Below are 25,163 nucleotides of genomic sequence, written 5' to 3'. Positions count from 1 at the left end.
TGGGTGGGGTCGTCGAGAAGCGCCCATGTTCTTAGGTGGCTGGTCCTGACCCTGCTTGCGCTGGCGCAGCCGCCGGGACAGGTCGCGGCCGACACCAAGTTTGATCTCGTTGCCAACCCGGCGCGGTTTTTGGCGCGGGCGACGCAGGCGTACACGGATGAGTTTCCGCTAGGCCAGGTGCAGAACCAGGCGTACGGGTATCTGTTTCCGCAGGGCGCGTTTTTCTGGTTGTTTGGGTGGTTGCCGGATTGGTTGACGCAGCGTGCGTGGTGGGCGTTGTTGCTGGGTGTGGCGTATTCGGGCACGTTGGTGCTGGCGCGTCGCATCGGGATCACGGGTACGTGGCCGCCGGTGCTCGCGGCGTTGCTGTACGCGTTGAGCCCAAGGATTTTGACGACGCTGACGGCGATTTCTTCGGAGGCCTGGCCGGTGGCGCTTGTGCCGTGGACGTTGGTGCCGCTGGTGCAGCGTCGCCCGCAGGTGGCGCCGGCGGTGGTGGCGGTGGCGTGCATGGGTGCGGTCAACGCAACGGCGACCATTGCGGCGTGCCTGCCGGCGTTTGTGCTGCTGGTGGCGCTGCGCCGCTTCCGCGAGGCCGCACGCTTCACGCTGGGTGCGGTGTTGGTGTCGGCGTGGTGGATCGGCCCGCTTCTGGTGCTGGGCATGTATTCGCCGCCGTTTACAGACTTCATCGAGTCCGCGCATGTGACCACCGCGTGGCTCAACCCGGTGGAGATCCTGCGCGGCACCACCAGCTGGACCCCGTTCGTGGACACGGAGCGCGCCGCCGGTCACCTGTTGGTTGCGGAGCCGGTGTTCATCATCGCCACCTGCCTGATCGCCGCGTTCGGCCTGGCGGGCTTGGCACGGCGCGACATGCCGTGGCGCTTCCCGCTGCTTGCGGTGTTTGTGGTGGGGTTTGTGGTGTTGGGGTCGTCGCCAATGCTTGCACCGCTTTACGACGACACCCTCGCCCCGCTGCGCAATCTCCACAAGTTCGACCCGCTGGTCCGGCTGCCGTTGGTGCTCGGGGTGGGGTTTGTGGCTTCGCACGTGCGTCGCCCGCAGGCGGTTGGGGTGGCGGTGGCGGCTGCGGTGGCGCTCGCGCCCGCCTGGTCGTTGCGCCTGCTGCCGGAGGGCACCTGGTCGGAGGTCTCCGAAGACTGGGTGGCGGCCGGTGAGTGGTTGGAGGAGCACGCCGCAGGCACGCGCACGTTGGTGGTGCCCGCCGCGTCCTTTGCGCGCCAGCATTGGGGGTGGACGCGCGACGAGCCGATCCAAGCGCTGACCAGCACGCGTTTTGCCTTTAGGGATGCGGTGCCGCTGGTGGATCCGGAGGCGATTCGTGGGCTGGACGGCCAGGTGGCGGTCGCAGATCAGCAGGCGCTGCGCTCTATCGGCGTGGGTGCGGTGGTGGTGCGCCGCGACCTGGAACGCCAGCCCGTCACGCCGAACCTGGGCGAGCCGGACGCGAGCTTCGGGGAGGTGGATATCTTCCTGCTGGACCCGGATGCGGACATCATGGACACCGACCGCGCGCCGATTGCCGTCGACGGCGGCGGCGAGGTGCTCGCGCTGCTGTGGCGCGAACTCGGCTACTTCCCGGCGCGCCTGACCAGCGAGAACCCGGACATCGTCACCGATACCCCGGCGCTGGCGGTGCGCAACTACGGCACCATCCACGGGCAATCCGGCACCCTGCAGTACGAGTGGGAGGACACCACCGTGCGCAACCGCGTGAAGGACTACCCCTCCGCCGGCACCCGGACCGGAGTGGACATGGACGGGTTCGCGCGGGCGTCGTCCTCACGCGCGGACGCCGGTGCGTTCGGCGGGCCGGACCCGTCGAAATCGCTCACCGCTGCCTTCGACGGCCTGCACGAGACCGCCTGGTGGCCCGCGGCGGGCGACCGCAACGCGTGGATCGAGTTTCAGACTCAGCAGCCTCAGATTTCGCTCACCGCCACCGCGGACACCACCGTGCAACTCTGCGACGGGCACGACAATTGCCGCGACGTCACCCTGGTCAAGGACCAGCCGCGCCGCCTGACCCGCGGCGACGCCACCATCGTGCGCTTGACCGAACCCGTGGGCATCCGCGAGCTCGACGTGGGCGTCACGCGCGTCGTCCAGGTGGAGGGCACCGCGGACCGCTACTTCTTCCAACGCCGCTTCCCCGACACCGACGTGATCCAGCGCCGCTTCACCACCGCCGTAGACAGCGAATGGATGCTCTCTCATCCGGCGACAATCGACGGCGAGCGCCACGCCGGCCGCGTGTTCCTCGAGGCCGGCACGCACGAGATTGTCACCCGCGCCGAAACCGTCATGCTCTCGCGCGCGCCGCTGCCCAACCACACCGGCGAGCGCATGATCCTGACCACCCGCGCGTTCAACGAAGGCCTGCGCGCCACCCTCGGCGGCGTCCCGCTCGAGCCCATGCGTATCGACGCCGGCGCCCAGGCCTTCCGCGTCCCCGCCAGCGTGCCCTCAGACACCACCACCGCCGAGTTCGACATGTTCTTCACCGGCGACGGCGCCTACCGGTACTCGCTCGTCGCCGGCACCCTGCTGAGCCTGCTGGTCACCGCCCGGTGCCTGTGGGTGCCGTGGCGCCGCTTCGAAAGCTTCACGCCCCCACCCGGTGCGAACTGGCTGCCGGGTGTGGCCGTCATCGCCGTGGCACCCCTGCCCGGCGCGGCCGCCGTGGCGCTTGCGTGGCTGGTGCGCCGCTTCACCGTGATCCCGATGCCGCACCTGGCCGCCGCCACCATGACCGTGTGCGGCCTCGTGCTTGCACGTGCGCCCTGGCCGGCGGCGAACTACGCCGGCTCGTCGACCTTCCTCGTTCTCGCCGCCTGCTTCGCCGTGGCCTGCCTGACCAGCCGCGCGCCGGGTACCTCCACCAATTCGTAAGAGATGTAGGCGACGGCGGTGCTCAGGAGGGTGGTCGTCGCAAAGATCAGCACGAAGTGCCCCGAAAACATGGGCACGCCGAGTATGGGGAACACGAAGTACAGCACCGCCATGTGCCACAAAAACACCGAGTAGGACCAGTGGCCGAGCGTGCGCATACTTTTCGACGACAGCACCGTCCCCTCAAACCTCTGCCCCAGCGCAAAGGGCGCCACGAGCAGGGCGGCGAACACCGCGCCGAGGACTATCCGCACGTTGAACTCCAGCGGGCTCGGGTGCTCCAGGCCACGCGGGCCGATCACGCCCGCCACCCACGCCACCGGCAACGCCAGCAGCACAAACGGCCAGCGGGGTCCTGCGTAGCGCACCCCGGCGCGCTCCAATTCGGCGAGCACCAACCCGACCGCAAACCACAGCGCGTAGGACGGCGGCCAGATCTGCAGGTTCAGCACCGCCGGGTCCGCAATGCCCGAGACCGCCCACGGCCACACGAACCCGAGTGCCACTGCGACCGCCAGCGCCACGTACCGGCCCCGCGCGCCCAGCCGCAGGTACAGCGGCAGCACGATGTAGAAGGCGACTTCGATGCACAGCGACCACATTTGGGTGAGGCCGTCGATAAGCGCGTGCGGCACATAAACCTGCACCAACAGCACATTCGCCACCACCTGCGTTGCGCTGACCCCCGCGAGCGGCGGCAGCGCAAGCAGCACCACCGCCACGCACACCACGTACGCCGGCACCAGGCGGGCAACGCGCCGCGAGTAGTAGCCCGGGCGCATCCCGCCGCGCGCCAGCAAAAACGCCGAGAGGGCGAAAAACACCGCCACGAAGTAGTCAAAGCGCTCCAACACCGCCGAGCCGGTCCCCGTCTGAAACGCGACGTGCGTGGCCACAATGCCGTACGCGGCCACGGCGCGCAGGCCGTCGAGCTCGGGCAACACAGCGGGTCTTGGATTCACGATGGGCAAAGTCTAGTCGCCCGGTAGGGTTAGGCGGGTGAACCTGCGTCGTCGATTAGCCATCTGCCTGGGCATCATTGTCGTCTGCGCCGCGCTCAACATCGCCTCCCCCATCGTGATTGCAAAGCAGCGCACCCTGCAGCCCGGCGAGTACACCATGCTTTTCGACGACACCCGCTCCCGCACCGTCACCCTGACCAAACAGCCCAAATCCATGCTGGCTGAGGTAACCGTCGACGGCGATGTCGTAGACAGTTTCCTTATCGACCCCTCCACGACCTTCCCCGCCAAAGGCCGCGCCGGGCTCGGCCCGCTGCTGCCCTACCAGCCGGAACGGCGCACCTACCCACTGTTCGACACCACCTCCGGCCAAGACGTCCCCATGGATTACTTAGGTCCCGGCAACGTGCGTGGCATGCAGACCTACAAGTACACCGCTGCGTTGTCCAACGATTGCGTGCGCACCGTCGACGCGGAACGCCGCACCGGCCGCATCCTGGATGAGGTCTGGGACTGCCCGCCCGAGCAGTGGGTGCTTGCGGAGGAGACCAAGGCAGCAGCTGTCGACGCCGCGCGCCGCGACGTGGCCTGGCTGCGTGGCCTGCAAGTCATGGCGGTGCTCACCCGCTTCATCGCGGCCGCGGCGTTCATTGCTGGCCTGGTGGCCTATGCGCGCCGCCGCTAAAAGGTGGTGGGCGCCGGTCTATGGCGCCCTGCTGGTTCTGGCGCTGACCTGGCCGTTTCTTGTCCCCGGCGAGGCGTTCGCGCTGCGGGACATGATGGTCTTCGACGCGATGGAACTCACCCGCGCCTCGTTGGGGTGGGGTGACCTGCCCGCCCGCAACGTCCCCCAAGACGCCCTGCTTGGCGTCCTGCCGTATCCGGTGTTGTTCCTGCGTGTGTTCATGGTGTCCGCCGCCGCGGCCGCCGCGTGGGCGGGGTGGAAACTCGGCCGCACCCCGCTGGGCCAGGCGGCGGCGATGACGGTGGCGGTGTGGAACCCGTTCGTCGTAGAACGGCTGCTGCAGGGACAGTGGTCGCTTGCCGCCGCGGCCTGGCTGCTGCCCCTGGTGGCGTTGGGCGTGCACCCGCTGTCGGGGCTTGCGCACTGGTTGGCGTCGCTGACACCGACCGGCGCCATCGCCGCCGCGTGCGTGGCCCGCAGCCCTCTGACCACCGCGCTGACCTGCGCGCCGTGGGTCGTTGCAGGCATCTTCGCCGGGGCGGGCGGCACCTCATCGGCCGTGTCCGCCGAGGTGTTCGCCCCGCGCGCCGAAGGGCTCACCGGCACCCTCGGCGCGCTCGTAGGCCTTGGCGGAATCTGGAACGCTCACGCCGTGCCCGCCTCCCGCGAGGCCGGCTTCGCCCTGTTCGGCATCGCGCTGTTCGTGCTGCTCGCGCTGGCCTGGCGCGACGTGCCCCGCCGCCTACTCGTGCTCGCCGGGGTCGGCTTCTGCATCGCGCTCGCATCTTGGGCGGGCCTGCTGGGGCCGGTGGTCGCGCACGTCCCCGGGGCCGGCCTGCTTCGCGACAGCCAAAAGTGGCTCATCCTCACCATCCCCGCCCTGGTCACCGCCGCCGGCGCCTTGAGTCCCCGCCGCGCCCTCGCCGGTCTCACCTTCGCGCTCCTGCAGGTCCCCGACGCGCCCGTCGCCGTCGTCGCGCTCACCCCCACCACCGTCGAGGTCCCCGCCATCAACCACCACGGCCGCGACGTCCTCTTTGAATCCCGCCCGACGCTCACGCTTATCGACGACCACCCCACCGTCGACCCCGCCCCCAAAGCCATGAACGTGGTCGAATCCGGCGCGCTTACCGTCGACGGCGTCGTCGTAGACCCTCCGTCACCGCGCTGGATCGCGGCCCAAGCGGCCATCGACGACACCGATGCGCTGCACGAGATGGGTATCGGGGTGGTTGTGCGTTCGGATGGGCGGGTCGTCGATACGCAAGCGCCCGCGAACCCGCTGCCACCTGCGGGGATCGCACTGTTCGCGCTGTGGCTCGCGGTGCCAGCAACGCTGCGCCGCAACCGATAGTTGGAACCTCCCATGATTGAAAGCTTGCATGAATTGTGTTGTGCGGTTAAAGTGAACTCCAGATGAACAAAAGGTTACGCACCGCAGAATCAAGGAGGTATAGCCGTGGCCAACAACAACATCGATTTCAGCATCATCCGCGAGCGCGCCCTGCGTAACATCCGCGAGGACCTGCTCGCCGAGTTCGCCGGACAGTACGACGCACTCGAAATCACCGACGCATTCGACGCCGTCGTCCGCGCACACAAGCGCACCGCAACCGTCGAAGACTTCATCCCCGTCCTCGTCGAAGCAGAAATGCGCGACCGACTCCGCGACGGCGACCTCTTCCCGCAGGCCGCCGCATAACTCACAGCAAACCCCAACGCCCAACCCCTTTGCAGCGGTTGGGCATTTTGCTATGTTCGACACCTAACACTGTCGGTAGCGAAAGCACACCGGCACCCAGCGAACGTCAACCCCACGCGCCCGGGGAAAAGGGAGCACACACCGGCGCCTTGTGGCCGTATCAAGGCTGAAGCGGTTCGATTCCGCTCACACGCACAACGCATGCGGCCTGCACGACGCACACGGGCACAACCCCCACCACAGGGTTGCACCGAGCACTATTTACTACCGCGACGTTGGGGGTGACCCGGACACTTTCGTGAGGGTTGGGAACGGGGACAGAACTTTCAAGGAGGACACATGCTGCTCGCAGAAGCACTCGCACGCCGCGCCGAGGCACAAGACCGCCTGAACAAACTGCAGGAACGCCTCGTCCAGGGCGCCATGATCCAGGAAGGCGACACGCCCGTCGAGGACCCCGCCGAACTGCTCAAGGAAGCCGCCGAGCTGCTCCAAGAGATTGAGACGCTTGTGCGCCGTATCAACCACACCAACGCGCAGACCGCCTTCGAGGGCGCCACGCTTACCGACGCCATCGCGCGCCGCGACGCCCTGCTACGCTCCCGCCGCCTCTACGCCGCAGTTGCCGACGCCGGCACCATGACCAACGCCCGCTACTCCCGCTCCGAGGTGCGCTTCGTGCCCACCATCGACGTGAAATCGCTCCGCGAGATGGCTGACAACGCCTCCAAGGCCTACCGCGAACTGGACACCAAGATCCAACAGCTGAACTGGACCACCCAGCTCATCTAAGTTCTGCCAGTAACTCCCGCGAGCACGGCCGCGAACCTACGGCCGGTCTCCTCCCACGAAAAGCGCTGCGCCCAACGCTTGGCATTCTCGGCCATGCTGGCGCGGCGCTCAAGTGTTTCTCGGGTTGCCTCGGCGAAGTCGTCCCCATCCTGGACGAGGCGGCCAGTTTCGCCGTCGCGGATCGAATCCGCCACCCCACCCGCCGACGCGTACGCCACCGTGGGCACCCCATGCTGCGCGGCCTCAATCACCGCAATGCCCCAGCCTTCCTTGCGCGACGGCAGCAGGTGCACATCGGCGCGCTCCAGCAGCGCGTGCTTGTACGGCTCGGAGACGTGCCCGTGGAACACCACATCGCCACGGCCCTGCGCGTAGGCCCGCAGCTCGTCCTCCCACCAGCCCGAACCGACCACATCCAGCACCGCGCCCGGAATCCGCGCCGCGGCGTCGATCGCCTCCTCGATCCGCTTGTGCGGCACCAGACGAGAGAGGGTGAGCAGGTGGGTGCGGTGGTCGTCGTAAAGCGAGGGCACATGCGCAGGCACCGGATCCACGCCATTCTCCACGATCTCGATGTCACCCTCGCGCACGCCAAGCGCCACCAAATCGCTTCTCGACGCCTCCGACACCGTCACATACCGCGCCCCCCGATACACCCGCGGCGCCACCTTCGACTCCAAAAACCACCCCAACCGGCCAATGATCGGACCCGCCACCGGCCACTGCTCCTTATGGCAATGGTGCGTCAGCAACACCACCGGCCTACGCGTAAACAGCCGGGCGAAAAACGGAATACCGTTCTGCGTATCCACCACCACATCCGGCCGGTTGCGCCAGATAGACAACGGCGCCGCCAGGTACACACTGAACTTCCCGCCGGCACGCTCGTAGCGCACCCCGTTTCGGCGTGACCGCCGCGGCGCATCCGTATGCTTCGCCGTCCGATACACCACCTCGTGGCCCTGGGCCGCCAAGTACTCCCCAACGCGTTCAAGGTAGCGCTCCGAACCGCCGCCCTGCGGGTGGGTGGAGTCGCGCCAACACAACAACAACACCTTCACGGCGCAATGACCTCGAGCCCAACTTCACGGGCGGCCTCGGCGAGCCTGTCGTCGTACGTCAACACCGCATCCGCCTCCACATCCAACGCAGCCTGTAAGTGAATCGCATCCAACGTACGCAAATACGGCATCGGCAACATACTCGCCGCTCGTAGTGTCCCCCGGCCAAGTTCCGCGATCGAAATTCCCCGCAAGATCATCGTAGCCTCCCCCTGCGGCCGGCCGAGGCGCACCGCCAAGCGCCGCAGCTCAATCTCCAACAAGTCCGACGACACCACCTCGTATTCGCCTGCCTCGAGCCACAGCCGCATCGCGTGCGTGTGCGGCTCCAACTTGAGCAGACAGCCCATCGCCGACGTGCCGGCGTACACCCTGCGCATGTCAGTACCTGTCCGCGCGCATATCGTCGAGCGCATCCGCCAGCGACTCGCCCTCCACCTGCGGCACCGGAAGGTCGAGCCAACCACCCACCCGGGTCGCCGGACGGGTAATGGCCAGGCGTGGCTGCGGGTCGTCGAGAGGCATCAGGCGCCCGACCGGCTCGCCGTTGTTCGTCACCACGAAACTGCGCCCTGCACGCACCTCACGCAGGATCTTCGCCGAATCATTGCGCAGCTCGCGCTGGGAGATCCTGCGCTCCACCAGCGATTCGTCCCATTCCGGATGTGCCATACGCCGGAGCGTAGCACGGTTGCTACAGTGCTAACATTGCGCGAATGCACCACACCCGCCGGATGGCCACGCTCCGCCGCTCACTGCGGCTGCTGCGCTCGTTCCCCTACGAGCAGTTCCGCCCGCGCGTGTTCTACTCCTCCCTCGCGCGCGACACGCGGATGCTTATCGACGCCCTCGCCAACGACATTTCCCTACCTCCCATCACCAACCAATCCGTCCTGGACGTCGGCGGGGGCCCCGGGTACTTCGCCGAAGAATTCGCCGACTGCTTCTACGTCGGCCTCGAACCCAGCGTCTCCGAAATGTCCGCCGCCGGCCTGTCCGGGTTTGGCTCCGTACGCGGCGACGGCGCAGCCCTGCCATTTGCCGACGACTCCTTCGACGTCGTGTACTCCTCCAACGTCGCCGAGCACATCCCGAACTGGCAGACCATGGGCGAAGAAATGCTACGCGTAGCCAAACCCGGCGGGCTTGTGGTGCTCAGCTACACGGTGTGGCTCGGGCCATTCGGCGGGCACGAGACAGGCCTGTGGCAGCACTACGTAGGCGGGGAGTACGCGCGTCGTCGATACGCAAAAGTGCACGGGCACGAACCGAAGAACCGCTTCGGCGAAACACTCTTCGCCGTCTCCGCACGCGAAGGCCTCGAATGGGCCGAAGCCACCGGACGCCTCGCCGCCGCCTTCCCCCGCTACCACCCAGCGTGGGCGTGGTGGGTCACCCGCGTGCCGGTGCTGCGCGAGTTCGCCGTCTCAAACCTCGTCCTCGTCCTGCGCGGCTAATACTGGGGCCTCAACAGCAGAGTGCGCTGTATTCGATCCATCTTCTTCATCACACCGAGTGTTTGGGGAGACATTGCATGGACCAAGGCATACATGTCTGCCAACCGTTCCTGGTGGTCAACGTTAAGAATCTGTTCCTGATGACTTACACGGTTCCGGAGCCGACGCAACTGTTCTAAAGCAACCGCCACCGCATACCCATTCTCAACTTGAGCGGGAACTAGAGGTGAAATGCTCGAACGGTGCCGTTCAACAAGCTTCGATGTCAACCCGGGGAAACCACCCACCAGTGCATGAATCCAAAGGTTCTCTTTTGCTGAAAATCCTGTCGCGAAATCCGCACGATTAGCCGGTGGATGCAACGGGAAAAGAGCACTTAGATTCCCAAACGAGAGCTGCGAAACCCTGTCATCCAATGTCACCGGAGCCTTAAATCGGGGATGATTCCGAGGTCTGCGCCGAGCGCTACGTTCCGCTGCATTCCGTGCGTCCGTTGCCATGCGCTCCACTACTTTTCTAAGTGGACGAGCCGGGTTCTCAAGCCAATCTTCAGTACTGCTTTGCGCTTGGTTCCACGACCTTAAAGATGCGTCAATACGATTTCTCAGCACAGGCTCGAAGACCGAAAGCGCCTCATACCAAGCCGAAGCAATTGCACTTTGCCACAGATACAAGGATTGAACTGAGCGATCAGAGATGCTGTCTGCGCTTCTCCCAGTCTCTCCCACAATAACCATGCGGTATGACCGAACACGAGCGTCACTCAATCCCCCAAGCATTTCACCCACCATGCCGTGAGCATAACAAAATGCCCGCCTCGCGGCGGGCATCCTGCAAAATTAACAACAGATCTTGTCTGAAGTTTTCCACGGGCGATGTTACAGCATCACCCCGTGGGCGGGCAAGGGGTTACTTCGCGGCGTGGATGCGCTCGTCGAGCTTCTTCAACTGGTCGAAGATCTCCTGCGGGATGCGGGAGCCGAGGCTCTCGAGGTAACGGCGGGAATCCGCGACGTCTTCCTTCCACAGTTCCGGATCGGCGGTGAGTGCCTCGCGGATGTCCTCGATCGGGGTGTCCAGACCATCAAGGTCCAGGTCCTCGGCGCGGGCAGTGTAGCCCACGACGGACTCCTCAGCCTCGACGTTGCCCTCGATACGGTCGATGACCCACTTGAGCACGCGGGAGTTCTCGCCGAAGCCCGGCCACAGGAAGCGGCCGTCCTCGCCGCGGCGGAACCAGTTGACCAGGAAGATCGACGGCATGCGGTCGCCGCCCTTCTTACCCATGTCGAGCCAGTGCTGGAAGTAGTCGCCCACGTTGTAGCCCATGAACGGCAGCATCGCCATCGGGTCGTGGCGCAGGGAGCCGACGTTCGCCTCGGCAGAGGCTGCGGTCTGGCCGGAGGAGAGCATCGCGCCGATCATGGTGCCATGCTCCCAGTCGTGCGCCTGGGTGACCAGCGGGACGGTGTCGGGGCGGCGGCCACCGAAGAGGATGGCATCGATCTTCACACCCTGCCAGTCCTCGAACTCCGGCGCTGCGGTCGGGCACTGCTCGATGGCCACGCAGTAGCGGGAGTTCGGGTGGGCGGCCTTGCTGGTGGAGTCCGGGTTCCAGTCTTCGCCGCGCCAGTCGATCAGGTGCGCCGGCTTTTCGCCGTCCATGCCTTCCCACCAGACGTCGCCGTCGTCGGTAAGAGCGACGTTGGTGAACAGCACATTGCCCGGCTCCATGCTCTTCATGGCGATCGGGTTGGAGGCGAAGTTCGTGCCAGGGGCGACGCCGAAGAAACCGTTCTCCGGGTTGACGGCGTAGAGGCCGTCTTCGCGCAGCTTCATCCACGCAATGTCGTCGCCAACAACCTCGGCCTCCCAGCCCGGCAGGGTCGGGGTGAGCATGGCCAGGTTGGTCTTGCCGCAAGCGGACGGGAATGCAGCGGCAACGTGGTACTTCTTGCCCTCCGGGTTGGTGAGCTTCAGGATGAGCATGTGCTCAGCCATCCAGCCCTCTTCCTTCCCCATCACAGATGCGATGCGCAGGGCGTAGCACTTCTTGGCCAAGATGGCGTTGCCGCCGTAGCCGGAGCCGTAGGACCAGATTTCCTTGGTCTCTGGGAACTGGGAAATGTACTTCGTGTCGTTGCACGGCCAGGCCACGTCTTCCTGACCCGGCTCGAGCGGGGCGCCAACGGAGTGGAGGCAGTGGACGAAGTTGTCACCCTGGATCTTGTCCAGCGCCTGGGTGCCCATGCGGGTCATGATGCGCATGGACATAACCACGTAAGCGGAGTCGGTGAGCTGCACGCCAAGCTTCGGGTCCGGGTCGGAGATCGGGCCCATGCAGAACGGGACAACGTACATGGTGCGGCCACGCATGGATCCGGCGAAGTGCTCGAGCATTTCTTCCTTGAGCGCTTCGGGCTTCATCCAGTTGTTGGTCGGGCCGGCATCTTCTTCGTTTTCGGTGGCGATGAAGGTGCGGGACTCGACGCGGGCGACGTCGGAGGGGTTGGAGCGCGCCAGGTAGGAGTTGGGGCGCTTTTCCTCATTGAGTTTGATTAGCGTGCCGGCGGTGACGAGTTCGTCGGCCAGGCGGTTCCATTCCTCGTCGGAGCCGTCTGCGAAGACCACCTTCTCCGGCTCGAACAGGTCGACGGCTTCGTTAATCCAGTCGATGAGCTGTTCGTTGTCGGTGGGGGCTTGGCCCTCCAGGCGCTTAACTTCGGCGGTCATGTGCACTCCTTGTGTAACTGGTTATTGCCAGTGCGTGGCGCACGGCAACCCCAATAATCGTTGCGTTTTGCCCCAAGAGTATCGAAATGTGTGTTCTTCAAGCCAAACCTTGGGCACTTCCACAGCATAGTGGATATAACCAGTACGCCCGAGCACTCATAACACTTTGGGCGGGGGTAACGCGCTACCCCCGTCGGGGGCTCATGCGTATCGACGACACGGGGGTGACAACCCGGCCCCTCACCCCTCGCCGGGACACTTGCGTTTGACCTGTTCATATGGACAATAAACACGATGAATAATTCTGAAAACACGCGGTCGGGCACGGGCGAGTTGCCCGCTGGCCGCCCATTGCAAACTGATTTTGAAACCGGCCTGGATTACCCGCGTTTGGGGTCCGTGACGTTTCGTCGCGGCACGCTGACCGATAACCAGGAGGCCTTGTTCAACGAGCACTGGCCACGCCTGGGCAAGGTGTTGGCGGAGGGGTCGGACGAACGCATTGATATCGACGACTGGTTTGGCCGCTCCGGCCACCCCACCATCGTGGAGATCGGCTCCGGCACCGGCACCTCCACCGCGGCGATGGCCCCGCTCGAGGCGGACACCAACGTGGTTGCCGTGGAGCTGTACAAGCCGGGTTTGGCGAAGTTGCTGGGCGCGGTGGTGCGTGGTGGCATCGACAACATTCGCATGGTGCGCGGCGACGGCGTGGAGGTCCTGGCCCGCATGTTTGGCGAGGAATCCCTGGACGGCGTGCGCATCTTCTTCCCGGACCCGTGGCCGAAGGCGCGCCACCACAAGCGCCGCATCATCCAATCCGGCACCCTCAACCTCATCGCTACGCGCCTGAAGCCGGGCGGCGTGCTGCACGTGGCCACCGACCACGCCGACTACGCCGAGTGGATCGACGAACTCGTGAACGTGGAGCCGATGCTGGAGTACAAGGGCTGGCCATGGGACGAGGCGCCGATGCTGACGGACCGCCAGGTGATCACCAAGTTCGAAGGCAAGGGCCTGGACAAGGATCACGTGATCCGCGAGTACCTGTGGGAGAAGAAGTAATGGACCTGCAGGCAATGACCCACCCCTACACCCCGGGTGCGCCGGCCGGGCCGGAGAGCTACCTGCTGGTGTGGGACGCCCCGAACCTGGACATGGGCCTCGGCGCGATCCTGGGTGGCCGCCCGACTGCGGCGCACCGTCCGCGTTTCGACGCCATCGGCCGCTGGCTCATCGACCTCGCCGCCGACCGCTCCGACGAACTCGGCTACGACGTCGAGCCGGAAGCCACCGTGTTCACCAACGTCTCCCCCGCCGGCGCAGACTCGATCCGCCCGTGGGTGGAGGCGCTGCGCAACGTCGGTTTCGCCGTCTTTGCTAAGCCGAAGAGCGAGGAAGACTCGGATGTGGACGGTGACATGATCGACCACATAGAGCGTCGTCGTAAAGAAGGCGTGCTCCAAGGCGTTGTCGTCGCATCCGCAGACGGACAAAACTTCCAAGAGCTCCTGCAAGAACTTGTCGACGACAACATCCCCGTCACCGTCCTCGGCTTCCACGAACACGCCTCCTGGGCCGTGAACTCCCCCGACGTCACCTTCGTGGACCTCGAAGACATCCCGGGCGTGTTCCAAAACCCGCTGCCGCGCGTCCACCTGGACAAACTGCCGGACGAGGGCGCCTGGCTGCAGCCGTTCCGCCCGCTCAAGGCGCTTTTGCACAACCCGAAAGACTAGGAGCCCGCCGTGTTTTACAAGTGGGGCCACTTCGCCTACCGCCACCGCCGCATCATCCCGGTCATCGTCATCGCGTTGATCCTGCTGATGCAAGTGCTGTTCGGATCCAAACTCGCCGACCGCCTCTCCCAAGAAGGCTGGGAAGACCCGGGCGCGGATTCGACGACGGCGGCGCAGATCGAATACGACACGTTCGGCCGCGACAACTCCGGCGACGTGATCCTGCTGGTGACGGCGCTGGATGGGGTGGACAGGCCGGAGGTCGTCGATAAGGTGAATGCACAGTTGGGGGAGCTCAAGGCGCAGCACCCTAACCAGATCGCGCACATCACCAGTTACTTCGAGCGGCCCAACCCGCAACTGGTCAACGCCGATCACACCAAGGCGTTCGCCGCGATCGGGCTGAAGGGCGACGGCGAGCAGACGCTGAAGGACTTCCGCACCATCCAGCCCGCGCTCGAGGCGCTGGAGGTCCCTGGCGGCACCGCCCAGATCGCCGGCGCCACCGCCGTGGCCGACGCGTTGGACACCGGCATGGCCGACGACATCGCACGTGCCGAAAAGATCGGCCTGGTGTTCGTCGCCATCATCCTGCTGTTCGTCTTCGGCGGCGTGATGGCCGCGGCGATGCCGCTGATCGTGGGCATCCTGTCCATCATCGGCTCCTTGTCACTGCTGGCGGTGCTGGCGCAGTTCCAGCAGGTCAACATTTTCTCCCAGTCGATCATCACGCTGCTCGGCCTGGGTCTTGCCATTGACTACGGCCTGTTTATGGTGTCGCGCTTCCGCGAAGAACTCGACCGCGGGCTGGACACCGAAGAGGCCGTCGCCGTGACCACCAACACGGCGGGCAAGACGGTGTTCTTCTCCGCCCTCATGGTCGGCGTCGCGCTGTCGGGCCTGCTCATGTTCCCGCAGGCGTTCCTCAAGTCGGTTGCCTACGGTGCGATCAGCGCGGTGGTGCTCGCCGCGGTGATTTCGGTGGCGGTGCTGCCGGCGCTATTTAGCATGCTGGGCACCAAGATCGATTTCCTGTCCGTGCGTCGTCGCAAAGAGCGCAGCATGGAAGATACGGTCTGGTACAAGATCCCCGCCTGGGCGATGCGCCACGCCCGCCCCGTTGTCGTCGGGGTGGCGGCGCTACTCATCGCCCTAACCGTGCCGATTGTCGGCATCGCGTTCGGCGGCATCAACGAAACCTACCTGCCGCCCAACCAGGTCACCCGCCAAGCGCAGGACGAGTTCAACGAAGAGTTCCCCGCCTTCCGCACCGACCCGGTGAAACTCGTGGTCCAGGGTGCCGACAACGCGCAGCTCGGCCAGATCGTCATGCAGACCCGCGCCATCGACGGCTTCACCCGCCCGCTCAAGCCCGACTACCCCACCGAAGGCGACATCACGGTGCTGTCGGCACCGCTGGAGAACAGGGACGGTGGGGCGGACGTCGTCAAGCAATTGCGTCAGATTGACGTGCCGGAGGGCGTAACCACCTACGTCGGCGGCACCCCCGCCATGGAAGTCGAATCCATCGAAGCGCTGCTGGAGCGCCTGCCGTGGATGGGCGTTTACATGGTGCTCGCGACGTTCCTGCTCATGGCGCTCGTGTTCGGGTCGCTGATCCTGCCGGCGAAGGCCGTGATCATGAACATCCTCGGCATCGGCGCCACCCTCGGCTTCCTCACCGCCGTGTTCGTCGACGGGCTCGGCGCAGGGGTGCTCAACTTCACGCCGGGTCCGCTGATGAGCCCGATCCTGGTGCTCATCGTCGCCATCCTTTACGGCCTATCCACCGACTACGAGGTGTTCCTGGTCTCCCGCATGGTGGAGGCCCGCCAGGACGGTGCACGTACCGACGACGCCATCAAGGACGGCACCGCCCATACCGGTGGGATTATCACCGCCGCGGCCGCCATCATGATCGTGGTCGCCGCCGCGTTCGCCCTGTCGGACATCGTGATGATGAAGTACATCGCCTACGGCATGATCTTCTCGCTCGCCCTCGACGCGACAATCATCCGCCTGCTGCTCGTGCCCGGCGTGATGCACCTGCTGCGCGAGGACAACTGGTGGGCGCCACGCTGGGTCAAACGTGCCGCGGGTGCACTCGGCGAGGGCTCTGGCGTATCGACGACACCACCCACCGAAACCCCCATCGAGCACATGGTCGTTGACACCCTGCCCGGCCGCGCCGGCGTCTCCGTCGAAGAGGACGCGACGCTGGTGCCGTTTAGCGAACTCATGCGCGACATCGAGCAGCGCCGCGCCCTCGAGCAGCTGAAGAAGAAAGAACTTGAACGCTAGGACCTGGCTGCGCTGGCTCGCCCCGGTCGTTCTGGTCGTGGTGGTGCTGGTGGTGCTTCGCGACCAGATGCCGTTCTTCGGCGACGTCTGGCGCGCCGTCCGGTCTGCTTCGCCGCCGCCGCTGTTGGGCACGGTGGTCACAGCCTTGCTGGCGTTAGTGGCGATGGCCGGGGTGATGCAGATCCTGCTCAACGTCGAAGGGCGCATCACGGGGGTGGCGAGCACCAACGCGATCGTGTTCGCCTCTAACGCGTGGTCCACCACCGTGCCGGGCGGGCCCGCGCTGTCGGCGTGGCTGACGTACCGGGTGCACCGCTCGTGGGGGGCGTCGACGGGGCTGTGTGGGTGGTTCTTCGTCGTCTCCGGTGCGCTGTCCACGGTATGGCTGGTGCTCATCGGCATCGTCGCCGTGGTGCTGCTGGGTGCCGACCTGTCGGTGACGTCGCTCGTGCTGTCGCTGGTGGCGGCCGCGCTGACCATCGCCGCAGTGTTCTGGGCGACGCTCAACCCCGCGGTGCTCAAGCGCTGGGTGCGGTTTCTGCCCTCGCGCGTGCACGAGCGCGCTGTGTCCGTGATCGACCAGGTCTCCGCCATCCGTATCTCCGCCCCCGCCTTCGCGGGCGCTGCCGGGTTGTCGCTGTGTAACCGGCTGCTCGACTTGGCGACGATGGTGTGTGCGGTGTGGGCGGTGTCGTCGTCAAGCATTTCGCTATCGGGTATTTGCTTGGCGTTCATCATGACCAAACTCGCGGGATCCGCCCAGGTCACGCCTGGCGGCTTGGGCACGGTGGAGCCCGTTGCGGTGGGCATGCTCGTCGCCGGGGGGCTCTCGCTTGCCGACGCCACCGCAGCCACCGTCATCTACCGCGCCATCTCGTTTGCGCTCGTGACCGCCATCGGCTGGATCGTCTATTCCGCCGTCTACCTGGGGCGTGTGGATAAACCAACGGCATAATCGCGAGTTATCCACAGGGCCGTTGCGCAAGTTTGGCCGGCGCTTTAGGTTGAAATGCATGACTTCATTTACTGCTCTCGTGGACACGCTGGCCAGCGCCGTTGATGCGCTCGCCGGTTTCGACGAGCAGTACGCCCTCCAGGCAGGCCTCGACCCGGCACAGGTTCGCGAGTGGGCCGCGCTACACACGGTGTACTTCGGCCGCACCGCCTACACCCGCAAACAGGCCGTGGCGCTGGAGCGGGCGCGGGGGTTCTCGCTGCACCAGTTGGTGGCCATCGAGCGCCGCCTGAAGCGCCTGCCAGTCAACGAGCGTTGGGCGCCGCGGCTTGCGCTGCTCGAGGTGCGCGGCGACTACCGGGCGGTGCAGAAAGCCGCGCGCGAATTGCTTCCCGACGACGCCCGCACCCCCGAAGACGCCTTCCGCTTCTCCGCCTCGCGGGGTGGCAAACGGAAGTTCTCCGGCTGCGGCGACGAACACGTGCTCGCAGCGCTGGAACAGCAGTTGCGCTCCGGGCTGGACGCGTCGAAACCTGCGGGCCCGCAGATGTTCGCCCGGTTCGCCGACATGCTCACCGCGGGCGGCGGGGTGCAAGTGCCGGCGCCGCGCCCGATCGTGGCGGTGCCGGCGGACCAGCACGTGACAATCCTCGCCGACCACGGCGACGACGTCCTGCTCGCACTTTCCGACGGCACCACCATCACCGGCGCCGAATACGTCGCCGCACTGTTGGGCGAGATGTTCCCGACCGAGGTCGCGCTCGTGCACCCCGAGGCCGGGCCGGTGAACCTGTACCGGACCCAGCGCGTGGCCAACGCGAAGCAACGCGACTTAGCCCGCATGGCCACCCCGATGTGCCCCGTACCCGGATGTCGGGTGGCGGCGGATATGTGCGAGTTCCACCACATCACGGCGTGGTCGCAAGGCGGGCAGACCAACCTGGCCAACCTGGTGCCGCTGTGCAGGTACCACAACCGGGTCAACCACGACGACCCCCGCCACACCAACCGGCGCGGAAGGATCGAACGGATCCGGGGCCGGCCGGTGTGGGTTTCACCGCGCGGGTACCCGGTGTTTAGGCCCGGCGGAATCATGGACGCGCTGTTCGGGCGCTACCATCTGCGAGTATGACGAAACGAATCACACGCCCCACCGCGATCGCGGCCGACTACGTCGCCATCGCGGTATTCGCGCTGCTCGCACGCGCCGCCCACCAATCCGAAACCATGCCGTTCAACTTCACCGGCTGGCTATCCACCCTGTGGCCGTTCGCCCTGGGCGTGACGCTGGGATGGCTGATCGCCCGTGACAACAAGGGCGGCATCATCTGGCCAGTCACCGTGATCACCGGCCTGGTCATCTGGGGCATCCGCAACGGCTCGATCCCCCACTGGTCGTTCATCATCGTGGCGACGACCATGTCCGCGCTGCTCATGCTCGGCTGGCGCGGAATCGCAAAACTCTGGTCGAAGAAAGCCTAGAAGCTAGAGCCGAAGTTCCAGAGCGGATCACCCGTCTGGATGCCGTTGATGAACCAGATGATCATGCTGACAAGGTCGCCGAACAGGTCGAGGGTGGAGGAAAGCATAGAAGAAGGGCCTTTCTTACAGGGGGCTGATGGTGTGCTTCTTAGGAAGGTCGAATTCTTGTTTGGTGGCCAGTTGGCGAAGGGCTCGTCGTAAAGCAATGCGTGTTTGATTGGGCTCGATCATCTGGTCGATGTAACCCCGCTCCGCAGCCACGTACGGGGAAGTCATCTCCTGGTCATAGAAGTCCATGAACATCCTCTTCATGGCCTCGCGCTGATCAGGGTCCTCGATGGCGGCGAGCTGCTTGCCCTGCAGCATCACCACCGCCGCCGCCGAACCCATCACGGCGATCTGGGCGGTGGGCCAGGCGAGGTTGATGTCGCCGTTGAGGTTCTTCGACCCCATCACCGCATACGCGCCGCCGTAGGCTTTGCGCACGACCAGCGTCACCTTAGGCACGGTGGCCTCCACGCCGGCGAAGGCGAACTTCGCGCCACGGTGGATCAGGCCTTCGCGCTCCTGCTCCACGCCGGGCAGGTAGCCGGGGGTGTCCACGACATAGACGATGGGGATGTTGTAGGCGTCGCAGGTGCGGATGAAACGCGCGCCCTTGTCGGCGGCGTCCGCGTCGATGCAGCCAGCGGCGTACATCGGGTTATTGGCGACGAAGCCGACTGCCTTGCCGTCGATGCGGCCGAAGGCACAGATGAGGTTTTCGGCGTAGCCGGCTTGGATTTCGACGAGGTCTTCGTCGTCGCCAAGTTGCACGAGCAGATCCATCATGTCGTAGCCGGCGTTGGTGTCGTCGGGCATGAAGGAATCGAGTGCGGAGTCGTCCAACTCCTCGTCCGCAGGGGCCGTCACGACGGGGGCCGCGTCGAAGGTGGAGGTGGGCAGGTGGGCCAGCAGGTCCTTGACGTAGTCGAAGGCGTCCTCCTCCGTAGCCACCACGGCCTGGATGTTGCCGGCCTGCTCCTGTACGCGCGCACCGCCGAGTTCGGCGGACGTGATGTCTTCGCCGGTGACCTCGCGGATCACGTTCGGGCCGGTGACGTACATTTCGGACTCGCCGTCAACGGCGATGACAAAGTCCGTGGTCACCGGGGCGTAGACGGCGCCGCCGGCGGACTTGCCCAGCATGATCGAGATCTGCGGGACGCGGCCCGACAGCGGCAGTTGGCGCTTGGCAATCTCGGAGTACATGGCCAGCGACGTCACCGCGTCCTGGATGCGGGCGCCGCCGGAGTCCTGAATGCCGATCACGGGGCAGGAGATCTTGATGGCGAACTCCATGACCTCGGTAACCTTGCGGCCGAACGTCACGCCGACAGAGCCGCCGTAGACGGTTTTGTCGTGGGCGTACACGGCGACGGGGCGGCCGTCGATGCGCCCGTAGCCGGTGACCACACCGTCGGAGTAGACGGCGTCAGGGTCGCCGGGGGTGCGGGCGAGCGCGCCGATTTCGACGAAGGAGCCCTCGTCGAGCAGGGCGTCGATGCGTTGGCGCGGGGTGGTGCGGCCGGCGTCGTCGCGACGCTTGCGCGAGCGTTCCGAGCCCGGGTCCTGCGCTTTGTCAAGCCGTTCGCGCAGGTCGGCGAGTTTGTCGGCGGTACTCATCGCTTCCCTTCGATCCATGCGTTCATGTGCTTACCGACGATGCCCACCGCCGGCTCGTCCACAACCGCCAAGTGGTCACCGGGCAGGTGGACGATGGTCAAGTCGCTCACGATAGCGCCCCAGCCGCCGTCCTCGTCAATGTGGGCGTAGTTCGGCTCGAGCTGGATGGCGCCGTCGTGCATGCGCTCGGCGCGGAACAGCAACACCGGCACGTCGACGTCGGCCCAGCGGGTGAAGTCGAGGTGGTTGAGGATCTGGTTGTCCACGAACGATGCCCGCTGGTGCTCCAGGACACCGGCGGCCAGGCCGTGTTCGGAGGCGTCGGTGCTGGCCAGGAACTCGGTGAGCATGGTCAGCAGCGCGTCTTCGCCGGCGGTTTCGAGCAGCTCGTAAGGCACCTCGAAGTCCAGGCCATAGGTCTCCTTGGCAAAGGCGGCGTAGCGGCCCCAGCGCGCCTTGGTCTCCTCAAGGGTGTCGGGAATCGGCTCGGACGGCTGGGTGGTGTCCAAAAGCGCGATGAAGTCGATCTTGTCGTTGCCCAACTGGGATGCGACCTCGTAGGCCAGGGCGCCGCCGAAGGACCAGCCGGCGAGGATGACCTTGCGCTCGCCTGCGATGCGCTCGATGTCCTTGACGTACTCGGCAGCACGCTCCTGGAGGGAGCCCTCCAGGCGTTCGACGCCGTAGACCGGGACGTCCTTATTCAGGCGGCGGGCCAGCGGCGCGTACACCGACGACGACCCGCCGGCCGGGTGGAAGACAAACACAGGGGTGCCGGTTCCCTCGCGGAAGACGCGGATGTTGCCGTCGACCGGGGTCTCCAGGCCTTCGCGGACCTTGTTCGCCAGCGGTTCGAGCGTCTCGGCGCCCAGCACATCCTCGGCGGTGACCTCGATGCCGGAGCGCTCGGTCAGGTGCGCGGCGATCTCTCCCGCCTGCTCGTTGCTAATCTGCGGCAACTCCGACGTCACACCAGCAGCCGCCGCACCGGCGTACTTCGCCCAGGCGCCAAACACCATGCGTTCGGACGCGTCGCGCGGGGCGACGCCCACGCCCTGGGTCTTTTCGGCAGCAGCGGCCGGGTCGCGCGCCTCGTCGTTGACAGCCATCGGCTGAGGCGCATCGGTGCGGCCTGCGACGGCGTCTTCGACGATGCGGATGACATCGGCGACGGAGGCGTCGCGAAGCGTTTGCACCTGCAGCGGTGGGATCTGGAAGTCGTTTTCCACCCGGTTTTTGATGCGCATGCCCATCAGGGAGTCGAGGCCGAGGTCGATCAGCGGCAGCTCGTCGGGCAGGTCCTCGGGGTCGTAGCCCATGGATTCGGACACGATGCCACGCAGGCGCTCGGCGACGGTCTCGCCGGAGGTGGGGTCCCAGCGCACGGCGTCGATGTCGTCGTCCTGGTCCTCGTCAGAGGCGGCGGCCGGGGTGTCGTCGATACGCGTGGGCTCCATGACGCCCTGAACCGGGGCGCGGTCGATGGTGGAGGCGAAACCCTCCGCAACCAGCGCGGAACCGTCGTACACCTTGACGGACACGCCGCCGAGAGAGGAGGCGACCACGGTGGTCACCTCGCCGTCGGCGGGCAGGTAGCCGTGCTCTTCCGTAGCGACGACACGCGCGCCCTCGGCCACCTCAGCCGCGGCGGCCTCGATGAGCTGGTGCGGGCTGAAGACCTGGTCGGCGGCGGTCGCGAACGCAACCTCGCCGCTCGGCAGCGTCACACGGGAGCCCAAAAGCGACGTGCTTGCCGACGACGGCCTCGCCGGCGTCCAGTGATCCACCTGCTTAAACGCCATCTTCGGCGCGTCGATGACCTTGCCTGCGCCGTAGAAGGCGCCGAAGTCCACCGGCACGCCGCCGGCGTAGAGCTTCGCGGCGAGGTCCAAAAGCGACTCGAGCTCGTCGACCTTGCGTTTCGTGGTGAACAGCAGCTGCGCATCCGGCTGGCCGGCGGCGAACGCGGTGTTCATCATGCCCATCAGTGCAACCGGGTTCGGGGTGATCTCCACAAGCGTGGTGTGGCCGGCGGCGAACGCGGCTTCGGTGGCGTCCTGGAAGTAGACCGGCTGGCGGGTCATGCGCAGGAAGTAGGCGTCGTCGTGGATGGTCTGGCCGGGCTGGTAGACCTCGCCGCGGTCGACGGAGGTAAACAGCGGCACCGTGAGCGGGCGCGGGGTGATGCCTGCGATTTCGCCAGCGAGCTCGCCCATGATCGGGTCGAGCGCGCTGGTGTGGCCGGCGCCGCGCACGTTGAGTTTGCGGGCGAACTTCTCCTCAGCGGTGAGTGCCTCGACGATGTAGTCGACGGCCTTCGACGGCCCGCCGACGGTGGTCATGCCGGGGCCCGCGTAGACGGCTGGCTCAACGCCTGCAGCCTGCTCATGCTTATCGACGAACTCCGCCAGCGCCTCGCGCGACAACTCCACAACCGCCATCGCGCCTTCTTGGTCGGTGCCGGCGATCATTTCTTCGCCTTCGCCCATGAGGCGGGCGCGGGCGGTGGCGATGAGGATGCAGTCCTCGTCGCTCAGCCCGCCGGCACCGTAGGCTGCGGCAATCTCACCCATGGACATGCCCATGGTGGCGGCCGGGGTGATGCCGGCGGAGGCCAGCAGGTCGGTCTGGGCGATCTGGATGGCGGTGATGGTGACCTGGCCGGTTTCGGTGTCGTAGGTCAGCTCGTCGTTATCAATGATCTCGAGCATCGACCAGCCGGCCTGGAACTTGACCATCTCGTCGAGTTCGCGCATGCGGCGGGCGAACAGCGGCGAGCGGGCGATGAGTTCCTTGGCCATCTTGCGGTGCTGGGAGCCGAAGCCGGAGTAGACGAAGACGGGGCCCATGGGGGTCGGTGCGTCGGCGGATGCGATGCCGGGGCCGATTTTGCCGGCAGCCACCTGGCGCAGGCGCTTGACCGCCTCTTCGGTGGTGGTGGCCTGGACGACAGCGGCGGAGCGGCCGTGGTTGCGCTTGGCCAGGGAGCGCGCCACCGGGATCAGGTCGGTGTCGGGGCGGCCTTCGAGGAAGTCAGCGAGTGCGCCTGCTGCTTCCTTGCGACGAGAGGGCAGCAGGCCCGACACCGGCAACGCCGCCGCAGCCACGCCCTCGAAGGATGGCTCGGTTTCGGGCGCCTGGGTGTCGTAGTCGGCCGGGTCGAAGTCGGCGACGACCACGTGCGCGTTCGTGCCGCCGAAGCCGAAGCCGGACACGCCGGCGATGCGGCGGCCGGAGTAGCGCGGCCACTCGCGCGGGTCCTGGACGACCTCGATGCGCTCGGTGTCGAAGTCGACGTAGCGGTTTGGGGCGGTGAAGTTAATGGACTCCGGAATCGTGTCGTGCTTGAGCGCCTCGATCACCTTGATCAGCGCCACCACGCCGGCGGCGGATTCGGAGTGGCCGATGTTGGACTTCGCCGACCCCAGCAGCAGCGGCGAGCCAGCGTCGCGGCCACGGCCGAGGACCTCGCCGAGTGCGGTGGCCTCGATCGGGTCGCCGAGGATGGTGCCGGTGCCGTGGGCTTCGACCACGTCGACCTGCAGCGGATCCACGCCGGCGTCGTCGTAGGCGCGGCGCAGCACGTCTACCTGGGCGTCCGGGTTGGGGGCGGTCAGGCCGTTGGAGTGGCCGTCGGAGTTGGTGGCCGAGCCTTTGATTACGCCGAGGATGTTGTCGCCGTCGGCGATGGCGTCGTCGACACGCTTGAGCACGATGAAGCCTGCGGCGTCGGCGCGGACGATGCCGTCGGCGTCGTCGGAAAACGCGTGGATGCGCCCGGTCGGCGAGATCACGCCCAACTCCGAAAACGCAAGCGAGGCAAACGGGTTGGCCAGGATGTTCACGCCGCCGGCTAGGGCGACGTCGGCTTCGCCGTCGCGAAGCGCGCGCACCGCGTGGTGCACCGACACCAGCGACGAGGAGCAGGCGGTGTCCACGTTCATGGACGGGCCGCGGAAGTCGTAGGCATAAGAGATGCGGTTCGGGATGACCGCGGAGGATGCGCCGGTCAGCGCGTACGGGTGCGCCTCGGCTGGGTCGGCGACGATGAGCATGCCGTAGTCGTTGTTGGACGAGCCAACGAACACGCCGACGGGTTCGCCGCGCAGCTTGCTGGGCGCGAGCCCTGCGTCTTCGAGGGCTTCCCACGCAACTTCGAGCATGATGCGTTGCTGCGGGTCCATGTTTTGGGCCTCGAGTGGGGAGACGCCGAAGAATTCGTGGTCGAAGGAGGCGATGCCGTCCATGTAGCCGCCGTCGGTGTTTTCTTCCGACATTTTAGTGCGGACGACGGGGTCGCCGAGGTATTCATTCCAGCGTGGTGCGGGAAGTGGGCCGGTGGCGGAGCGGCCTTCGATGAGCATTTGCCAGAATTCGGCGTTGTTTTTGGCGCCTGGGAAGCGGCCGGCGGAGCCGATGATGGCAATGTCGTGGGTGCCAGGGGTCGCAGTTGCTTGACGACGACGCCTTACCGGCCCCTCCGCCTTCACCGCCGTCAGCGCCGCGGCGATCGCAGCGACGGTCGGGTACTGGTAGGCAATGGTCGGGTCTACGCGGCGGCCGAGGAGCGTTTCCAGTTCGCCGGAGAGGATCACGGCGTCGCGGGATGCGAGGCCGTAGGTCTCCAGCGGCGTGGTCGGGTCGACGTTATCTACGCCGGTGGCGCGCTCAACCCAGCTGGTGAGCCACTGAATCAGATCATGCTCGTTCATA

The 25,163-nt window shown here is 66.1% G+C and carries 20 protein-coding genes; 12 read left to right on the top strand and 8 right to left on the bottom strand.

Annotation, left to right across the window (positions count from 1 at the left end; genetic code table 11):
- The first annotated feature begins 3 nt into the window (after positions 1–3).
- Positions 4–2,916: an alpha-(1->3)-arabinofuranosyltransferase domain-containing protein gene (locus tag HMPREF3048_RS04740; protein WP_070771342.1), complete on the top strand. Its 2,913-nt coding sequence runs from the start codon at positions 4–6 to the stop codon at positions 2,914–2,916.
- On the opposite strand, the gene HMPREF3048_RS04735 is transcribed toward HMPREF3048_RS04740, so the two are convergent.
- Positions 2,823–3,878 (bottom strand): acyltransferase family protein, encoded by a 1,056-nt coding sequence (locus tag HMPREF3048_RS04735; RefSeq protein WP_246818851.1) that lies wholly within the window; start codon positions 3,876–3,878, stop codon positions 2,823–2,825. The two genes, HMPREF3048_RS04740 and HMPREF3048_RS04735, sit on opposite strands and share 94 nt — an antisense overlap.
- 37 nt (positions 3,879–3,915) lie before the next feature.
- Between HMPREF3048_RS04735 and HMPREF3048_RS04730 the strand changes: the two genes are divergently transcribed.
- From HMPREF3048_RS04730 to HMPREF3048_RS04715, 4 genes are all read left to right on the top strand, one after another.
- A complete protein-coding gene (locus tag HMPREF3048_RS04730; RefSeq protein WP_070771340.1) occupies positions 3,916–4,563 on the top strand; it encodes a porin PorA family protein in 648 nt (215 codons plus the stop codon).
- A gap of 91 nt (positions 4,564–4,654) precedes the next feature.
- On the top strand, positions 4,655–5,917 hold the full coding sequence (locus tag HMPREF3048_RS04725) for an MmpA family trehalose lipid delivery protein (RefSeq protein ID WP_246818850.1): 1,263 nt from the start codon (positions 4,655–4,657) through the stop codon (positions 5,915–5,917).
- Positions 5,918–6,022: 105 nt separating this feature from the next.
- Positions 6,023–6,265, top strand: coding sequence for a three-helix bundle dimerization domain-containing protein (locus tag HMPREF3048_RS04720; RefSeq protein ID WP_246818849.1), 243 nt, complete (start codon positions 6,023–6,025; stop codon positions 6,263–6,265).
- A gap of 339 nt (positions 6,266–6,604) precedes the next feature.
- A complete protein-coding gene (locus HMPREF3048_RS04715) occupies positions 6,605–7,057 on the top strand; it encodes a DIP1984 family protein (RefSeq protein WP_070482232.1) in 453 nt (150 codons plus the stop codon).
- On the opposite strand, the gene HMPREF3048_RS04710 is transcribed toward HMPREF3048_RS04715, so the two are convergent.
- Genes HMPREF3048_RS04710 through HMPREF3048_RS04700 form a run of 3 tightly spaced genes read right to left on the bottom strand, consistent with a single transcriptional unit; the run spans position 7,054 to position 8,790 of the window.
- Positions 7,054–8,118, bottom strand: a complete 1,065-nt coding sequence (locus HMPREF3048_RS04710; RefSeq protein WP_070771337.1) for a glycosyltransferase family 4 protein — start codon at positions 8,116–8,118, stop codon at positions 7,054–7,056. The genes HMPREF3048_RS04715 and HMPREF3048_RS04710 overlap by 4 nt on opposite strands.
- Positions 8,115–8,498 carry a type II toxin-antitoxin system VapC family toxin gene (locus HMPREF3048_RS04705; protein ID WP_070771336.1) on the bottom strand — a complete coding sequence of 128 codons (384 nt, stop codon included), beginning with the start codon at positions 8,496–8,498 and terminating at the stop codon, positions 8,115–8,117. The genes HMPREF3048_RS04710 and HMPREF3048_RS04705 overlap by 4 nt, the downstream gene beginning before the upstream one ends.
- 1 nt (position 8,499) lies before the next feature.
- Positions 8,500–8,790, bottom strand: coding sequence for a type II toxin-antitoxin system Phd/YefM family antitoxin (locus HMPREF3048_RS04700; RefSeq protein ID WP_070453229.1), 291 nt, complete (start codon positions 8,788–8,790; stop codon positions 8,500–8,502).
- Between the two features lie 44 nt (positions 8,791–8,834).
- Between HMPREF3048_RS04700 and HMPREF3048_RS04695 the strand changes: the two genes are divergently transcribed.
- The gene (locus tag HMPREF3048_RS04695; RefSeq protein ID WP_070771335.1) at positions 8,835–9,575 is read left to right on the top strand and encodes a class I SAM-dependent methyltransferase; all 741 of its coding nucleotides are present in this window, start codon (positions 8,835–8,837) and stop codon (positions 9,573–9,575) included.
- On the opposite strand, the gene HMPREF3048_RS12065 is transcribed toward HMPREF3048_RS04695, so the two are convergent.
- Both HMPREF3048_RS12065 and HMPREF3048_RS04690 read right to left on the bottom strand, forming a co-directional pair.
- Positions 9,572–10,366, bottom strand: a complete 795-nt coding sequence (locus HMPREF3048_RS12065; RefSeq protein WP_168156435.1) for an Abi family protein — start codon at positions 10,364–10,366, stop codon at positions 9,572–9,574. The genes HMPREF3048_RS04695 and HMPREF3048_RS12065 overlap by 4 nt on opposite strands.
- A 118-nt stretch (positions 10,367–10,484) precedes the next feature.
- Positions 10,485–12,308, bottom strand: coding sequence for a phosphoenolpyruvate carboxykinase (GTP) (locus HMPREF3048_RS04690; RefSeq protein WP_070771334.1), 1,824 nt, complete (start codon positions 12,306–12,308; stop codon positions 10,485–10,487).
- A gap of 294 nt (positions 12,309–12,602) precedes the next feature.
- On the opposite strand from HMPREF3048_RS04690, the gene trmB reads away from it, so the two are divergent.
- The 6 genes from trmB to HMPREF3048_RS04660 are packed head-to-tail and all read left to right on the top strand — an operon-like array spanning position 12,603 to position 18,785.
- Positions 12,603–13,373 carry a tRNA (guanosine(46)-N7)-methyltransferase TrmB gene (trmB, locus tag HMPREF3048_RS04685; RefSeq protein ID WP_070771333.1) on the top strand — a complete coding sequence of 257 codons (771 nt, stop codon included), beginning with the start codon at positions 12,603–12,605 and terminating at the stop codon, positions 13,371–13,373.
- Positions 13,373–14,047, top strand: a complete 675-nt coding sequence (locus HMPREF3048_RS04680; RefSeq protein ID WP_070771332.1) for an NYN domain-containing protein — start codon at positions 13,373–13,375, stop codon at positions 14,045–14,047. Before trmB ends, HMPREF3048_RS04680 begins: the two co-directional genes overlap by 1 nt.
- A 9-nt stretch (positions 14,048–14,056) precedes the next feature.
- A complete protein-coding gene (locus HMPREF3048_RS04675) occupies positions 14,057–16,348 on the top strand; it encodes an MMPL family transporter (RefSeq protein WP_070771331.1) in 2,292 nt (763 codons plus the stop codon).
- A complete protein-coding gene (locus HMPREF3048_RS04670; protein WP_070771330.1) occupies positions 16,338–17,303 on the top strand; it encodes a lysylphosphatidylglycerol synthase transmembrane domain-containing protein in 966 nt (321 codons plus the stop codon). Before HMPREF3048_RS04675 ends, HMPREF3048_RS04670 begins: the two co-directional genes overlap by 11 nt.
- A gap of 58 nt (positions 17,304–17,361) precedes the next feature.
- Positions 17,362–18,435, top strand: a complete 1,074-nt coding sequence (locus tag HMPREF3048_RS04665; protein ID WP_070771329.1) for an HNH endonuclease signature motif containing protein — start codon at positions 17,362–17,364, stop codon at positions 18,433–18,435.
- On the top strand, positions 18,432–18,785 hold the full coding sequence (locus HMPREF3048_RS04660; RefSeq protein ID WP_246815286.1) for a DUF3054 domain-containing protein: 354 nt from the start codon (positions 18,432–18,434) through the stop codon (positions 18,783–18,785). Before HMPREF3048_RS04665 ends, HMPREF3048_RS04660 begins: the two co-directional genes overlap by 4 nt.
- 123 nt (positions 18,786–18,908) lie before the next feature.
- Here the strand turns inward: HMPREF3048_RS04660 and HMPREF3048_RS04655 are convergent, their stop codons facing one another.
- Positions 18,909–20,450, bottom strand: coding sequence for an acyl-CoA carboxylase subunit beta (locus HMPREF3048_RS04655; RefSeq protein ID WP_070771328.1), 1,542 nt, complete (start codon positions 20,448–20,450; stop codon positions 18,909–18,911).
- Positions 20,447–25,162 carry a polyketide synthase Pks13 gene (gene pks13 / locus HMPREF3048_RS04650; RefSeq protein ID WP_070771327.1) on the bottom strand — a complete coding sequence of 1,572 codons (4,716 nt, stop codon included), beginning with the start codon at positions 25,160–25,162 and terminating at the stop codon, positions 20,447–20,449. Before pks13 ends, HMPREF3048_RS04655 begins: the two co-directional genes overlap by 4 nt.
- Position 25,163: the final 1 nt, after the last annotated feature.

The organism is Corynebacterium sp. HMSC075D04, from assembly GCF_001815635.1.
GTDB lineage: Bacteria > Actinomycetota > Actinomycetes > Mycobacteriales > Mycobacteriaceae > Corynebacterium > Corynebacterium coyleae.
The sequence above is the reverse complement of the archived record's forward strand: the minus strand, read 5'-3'. Positions and strand labels throughout refer to the sequence as shown.

What these genes read in the sequence shown, in the direction of transcription:
- HMPREF3048_RS04725 (WP_246818850.1), top strand. Translation starts at nt 4,655, where the DNA reads ATGATGGTCTTCGACGCGATGGAACTCACCCGCGCCTCGTTGGGGTGG.
- HMPREF3048_RS04660 (WP_246815286.1), top strand. Translation starts at nt 18,432, where the DNA reads ATGACGAAACGAATCACACGCCCCACCGCGATCGCGGCCGACTACGTC.
- HMPREF3048_RS04700 (WP_070453229.1), bottom strand. Translation starts at nt 8,790, where the DNA reads ATGGCACATCCGGAATGGGACGAATCGCTGGTGGAGCGCAGGATCTCC.
- HMPREF3048_RS04690 (WP_070771334.1), bottom strand. Translation starts at nt 12,308, where the DNA reads ATGACCGCCGAAGTTAAGCGCCTGGAGGGCCAAGCCCCCACCGACAAC.
- pks13 (WP_070771327.1), bottom strand. Translation starts at nt 25,162, where the DNA reads ATGAACGAGCATGATCTGATTCAGTGGCTCACCAGCTGGGTTGAGCGC.
- HMPREF3048_RS04695 (WP_070771335.1), top strand. Translation starts at nt 8,835, where the DNA reads ATGCACCACACCCGCCGGATGGCCACGCTCCGCCGCTCACTGCGGCTG.
- HMPREF3048_RS04715 (WP_070482232.1), top strand. Translation starts at nt 6,605, where the DNA reads ATGCTGCTCGCAGAAGCACTCGCACGCCGCGCCGAGGCACAAGACCGC.
- trmB (WP_070771333.1), top strand. Translation starts at nt 12,603, where the DNA reads ATGAATAATTCTGAAAACACGCGGTCGGGCACGGGCGAGTTGCCCGCT.
- HMPREF3048_RS04665 (WP_070771329.1), top strand. Translation starts at nt 17,362, where the DNA reads ATGACTTCATTTACTGCTCTCGTGGACACGCTGGCCAGCGCCGTTGAT.
- HMPREF3048_RS12065 (WP_168156435.1), bottom strand. Translation starts at nt 10,366, where the DNA reads ATGGTGGGTGAAATGCTTGGGGGATTGAGTGACGCTCGTGTTCGGTCA.
- HMPREF3048_RS04680 (WP_070771332.1), top strand. Translation starts at nt 13,373, where the DNA reads ATGGACCTGCAGGCAATGACCCACCCCTACACCCCGGGTGCGCCGGCC.
- HMPREF3048_RS04705 (WP_070771336.1), bottom strand. Translation starts at nt 8,498, where the DNA reads ATGCGCAGGGTGTACGCCGGCACGTCGGCGATGGGCTGTCTGCTCAAG.
- HMPREF3048_RS04655 (WP_070771328.1), bottom strand. Translation starts at nt 20,450, where the DNA reads ATGAGTACCGCCGACAAACTCGCCGACCTGCGCGAACGGCTTGACAAA.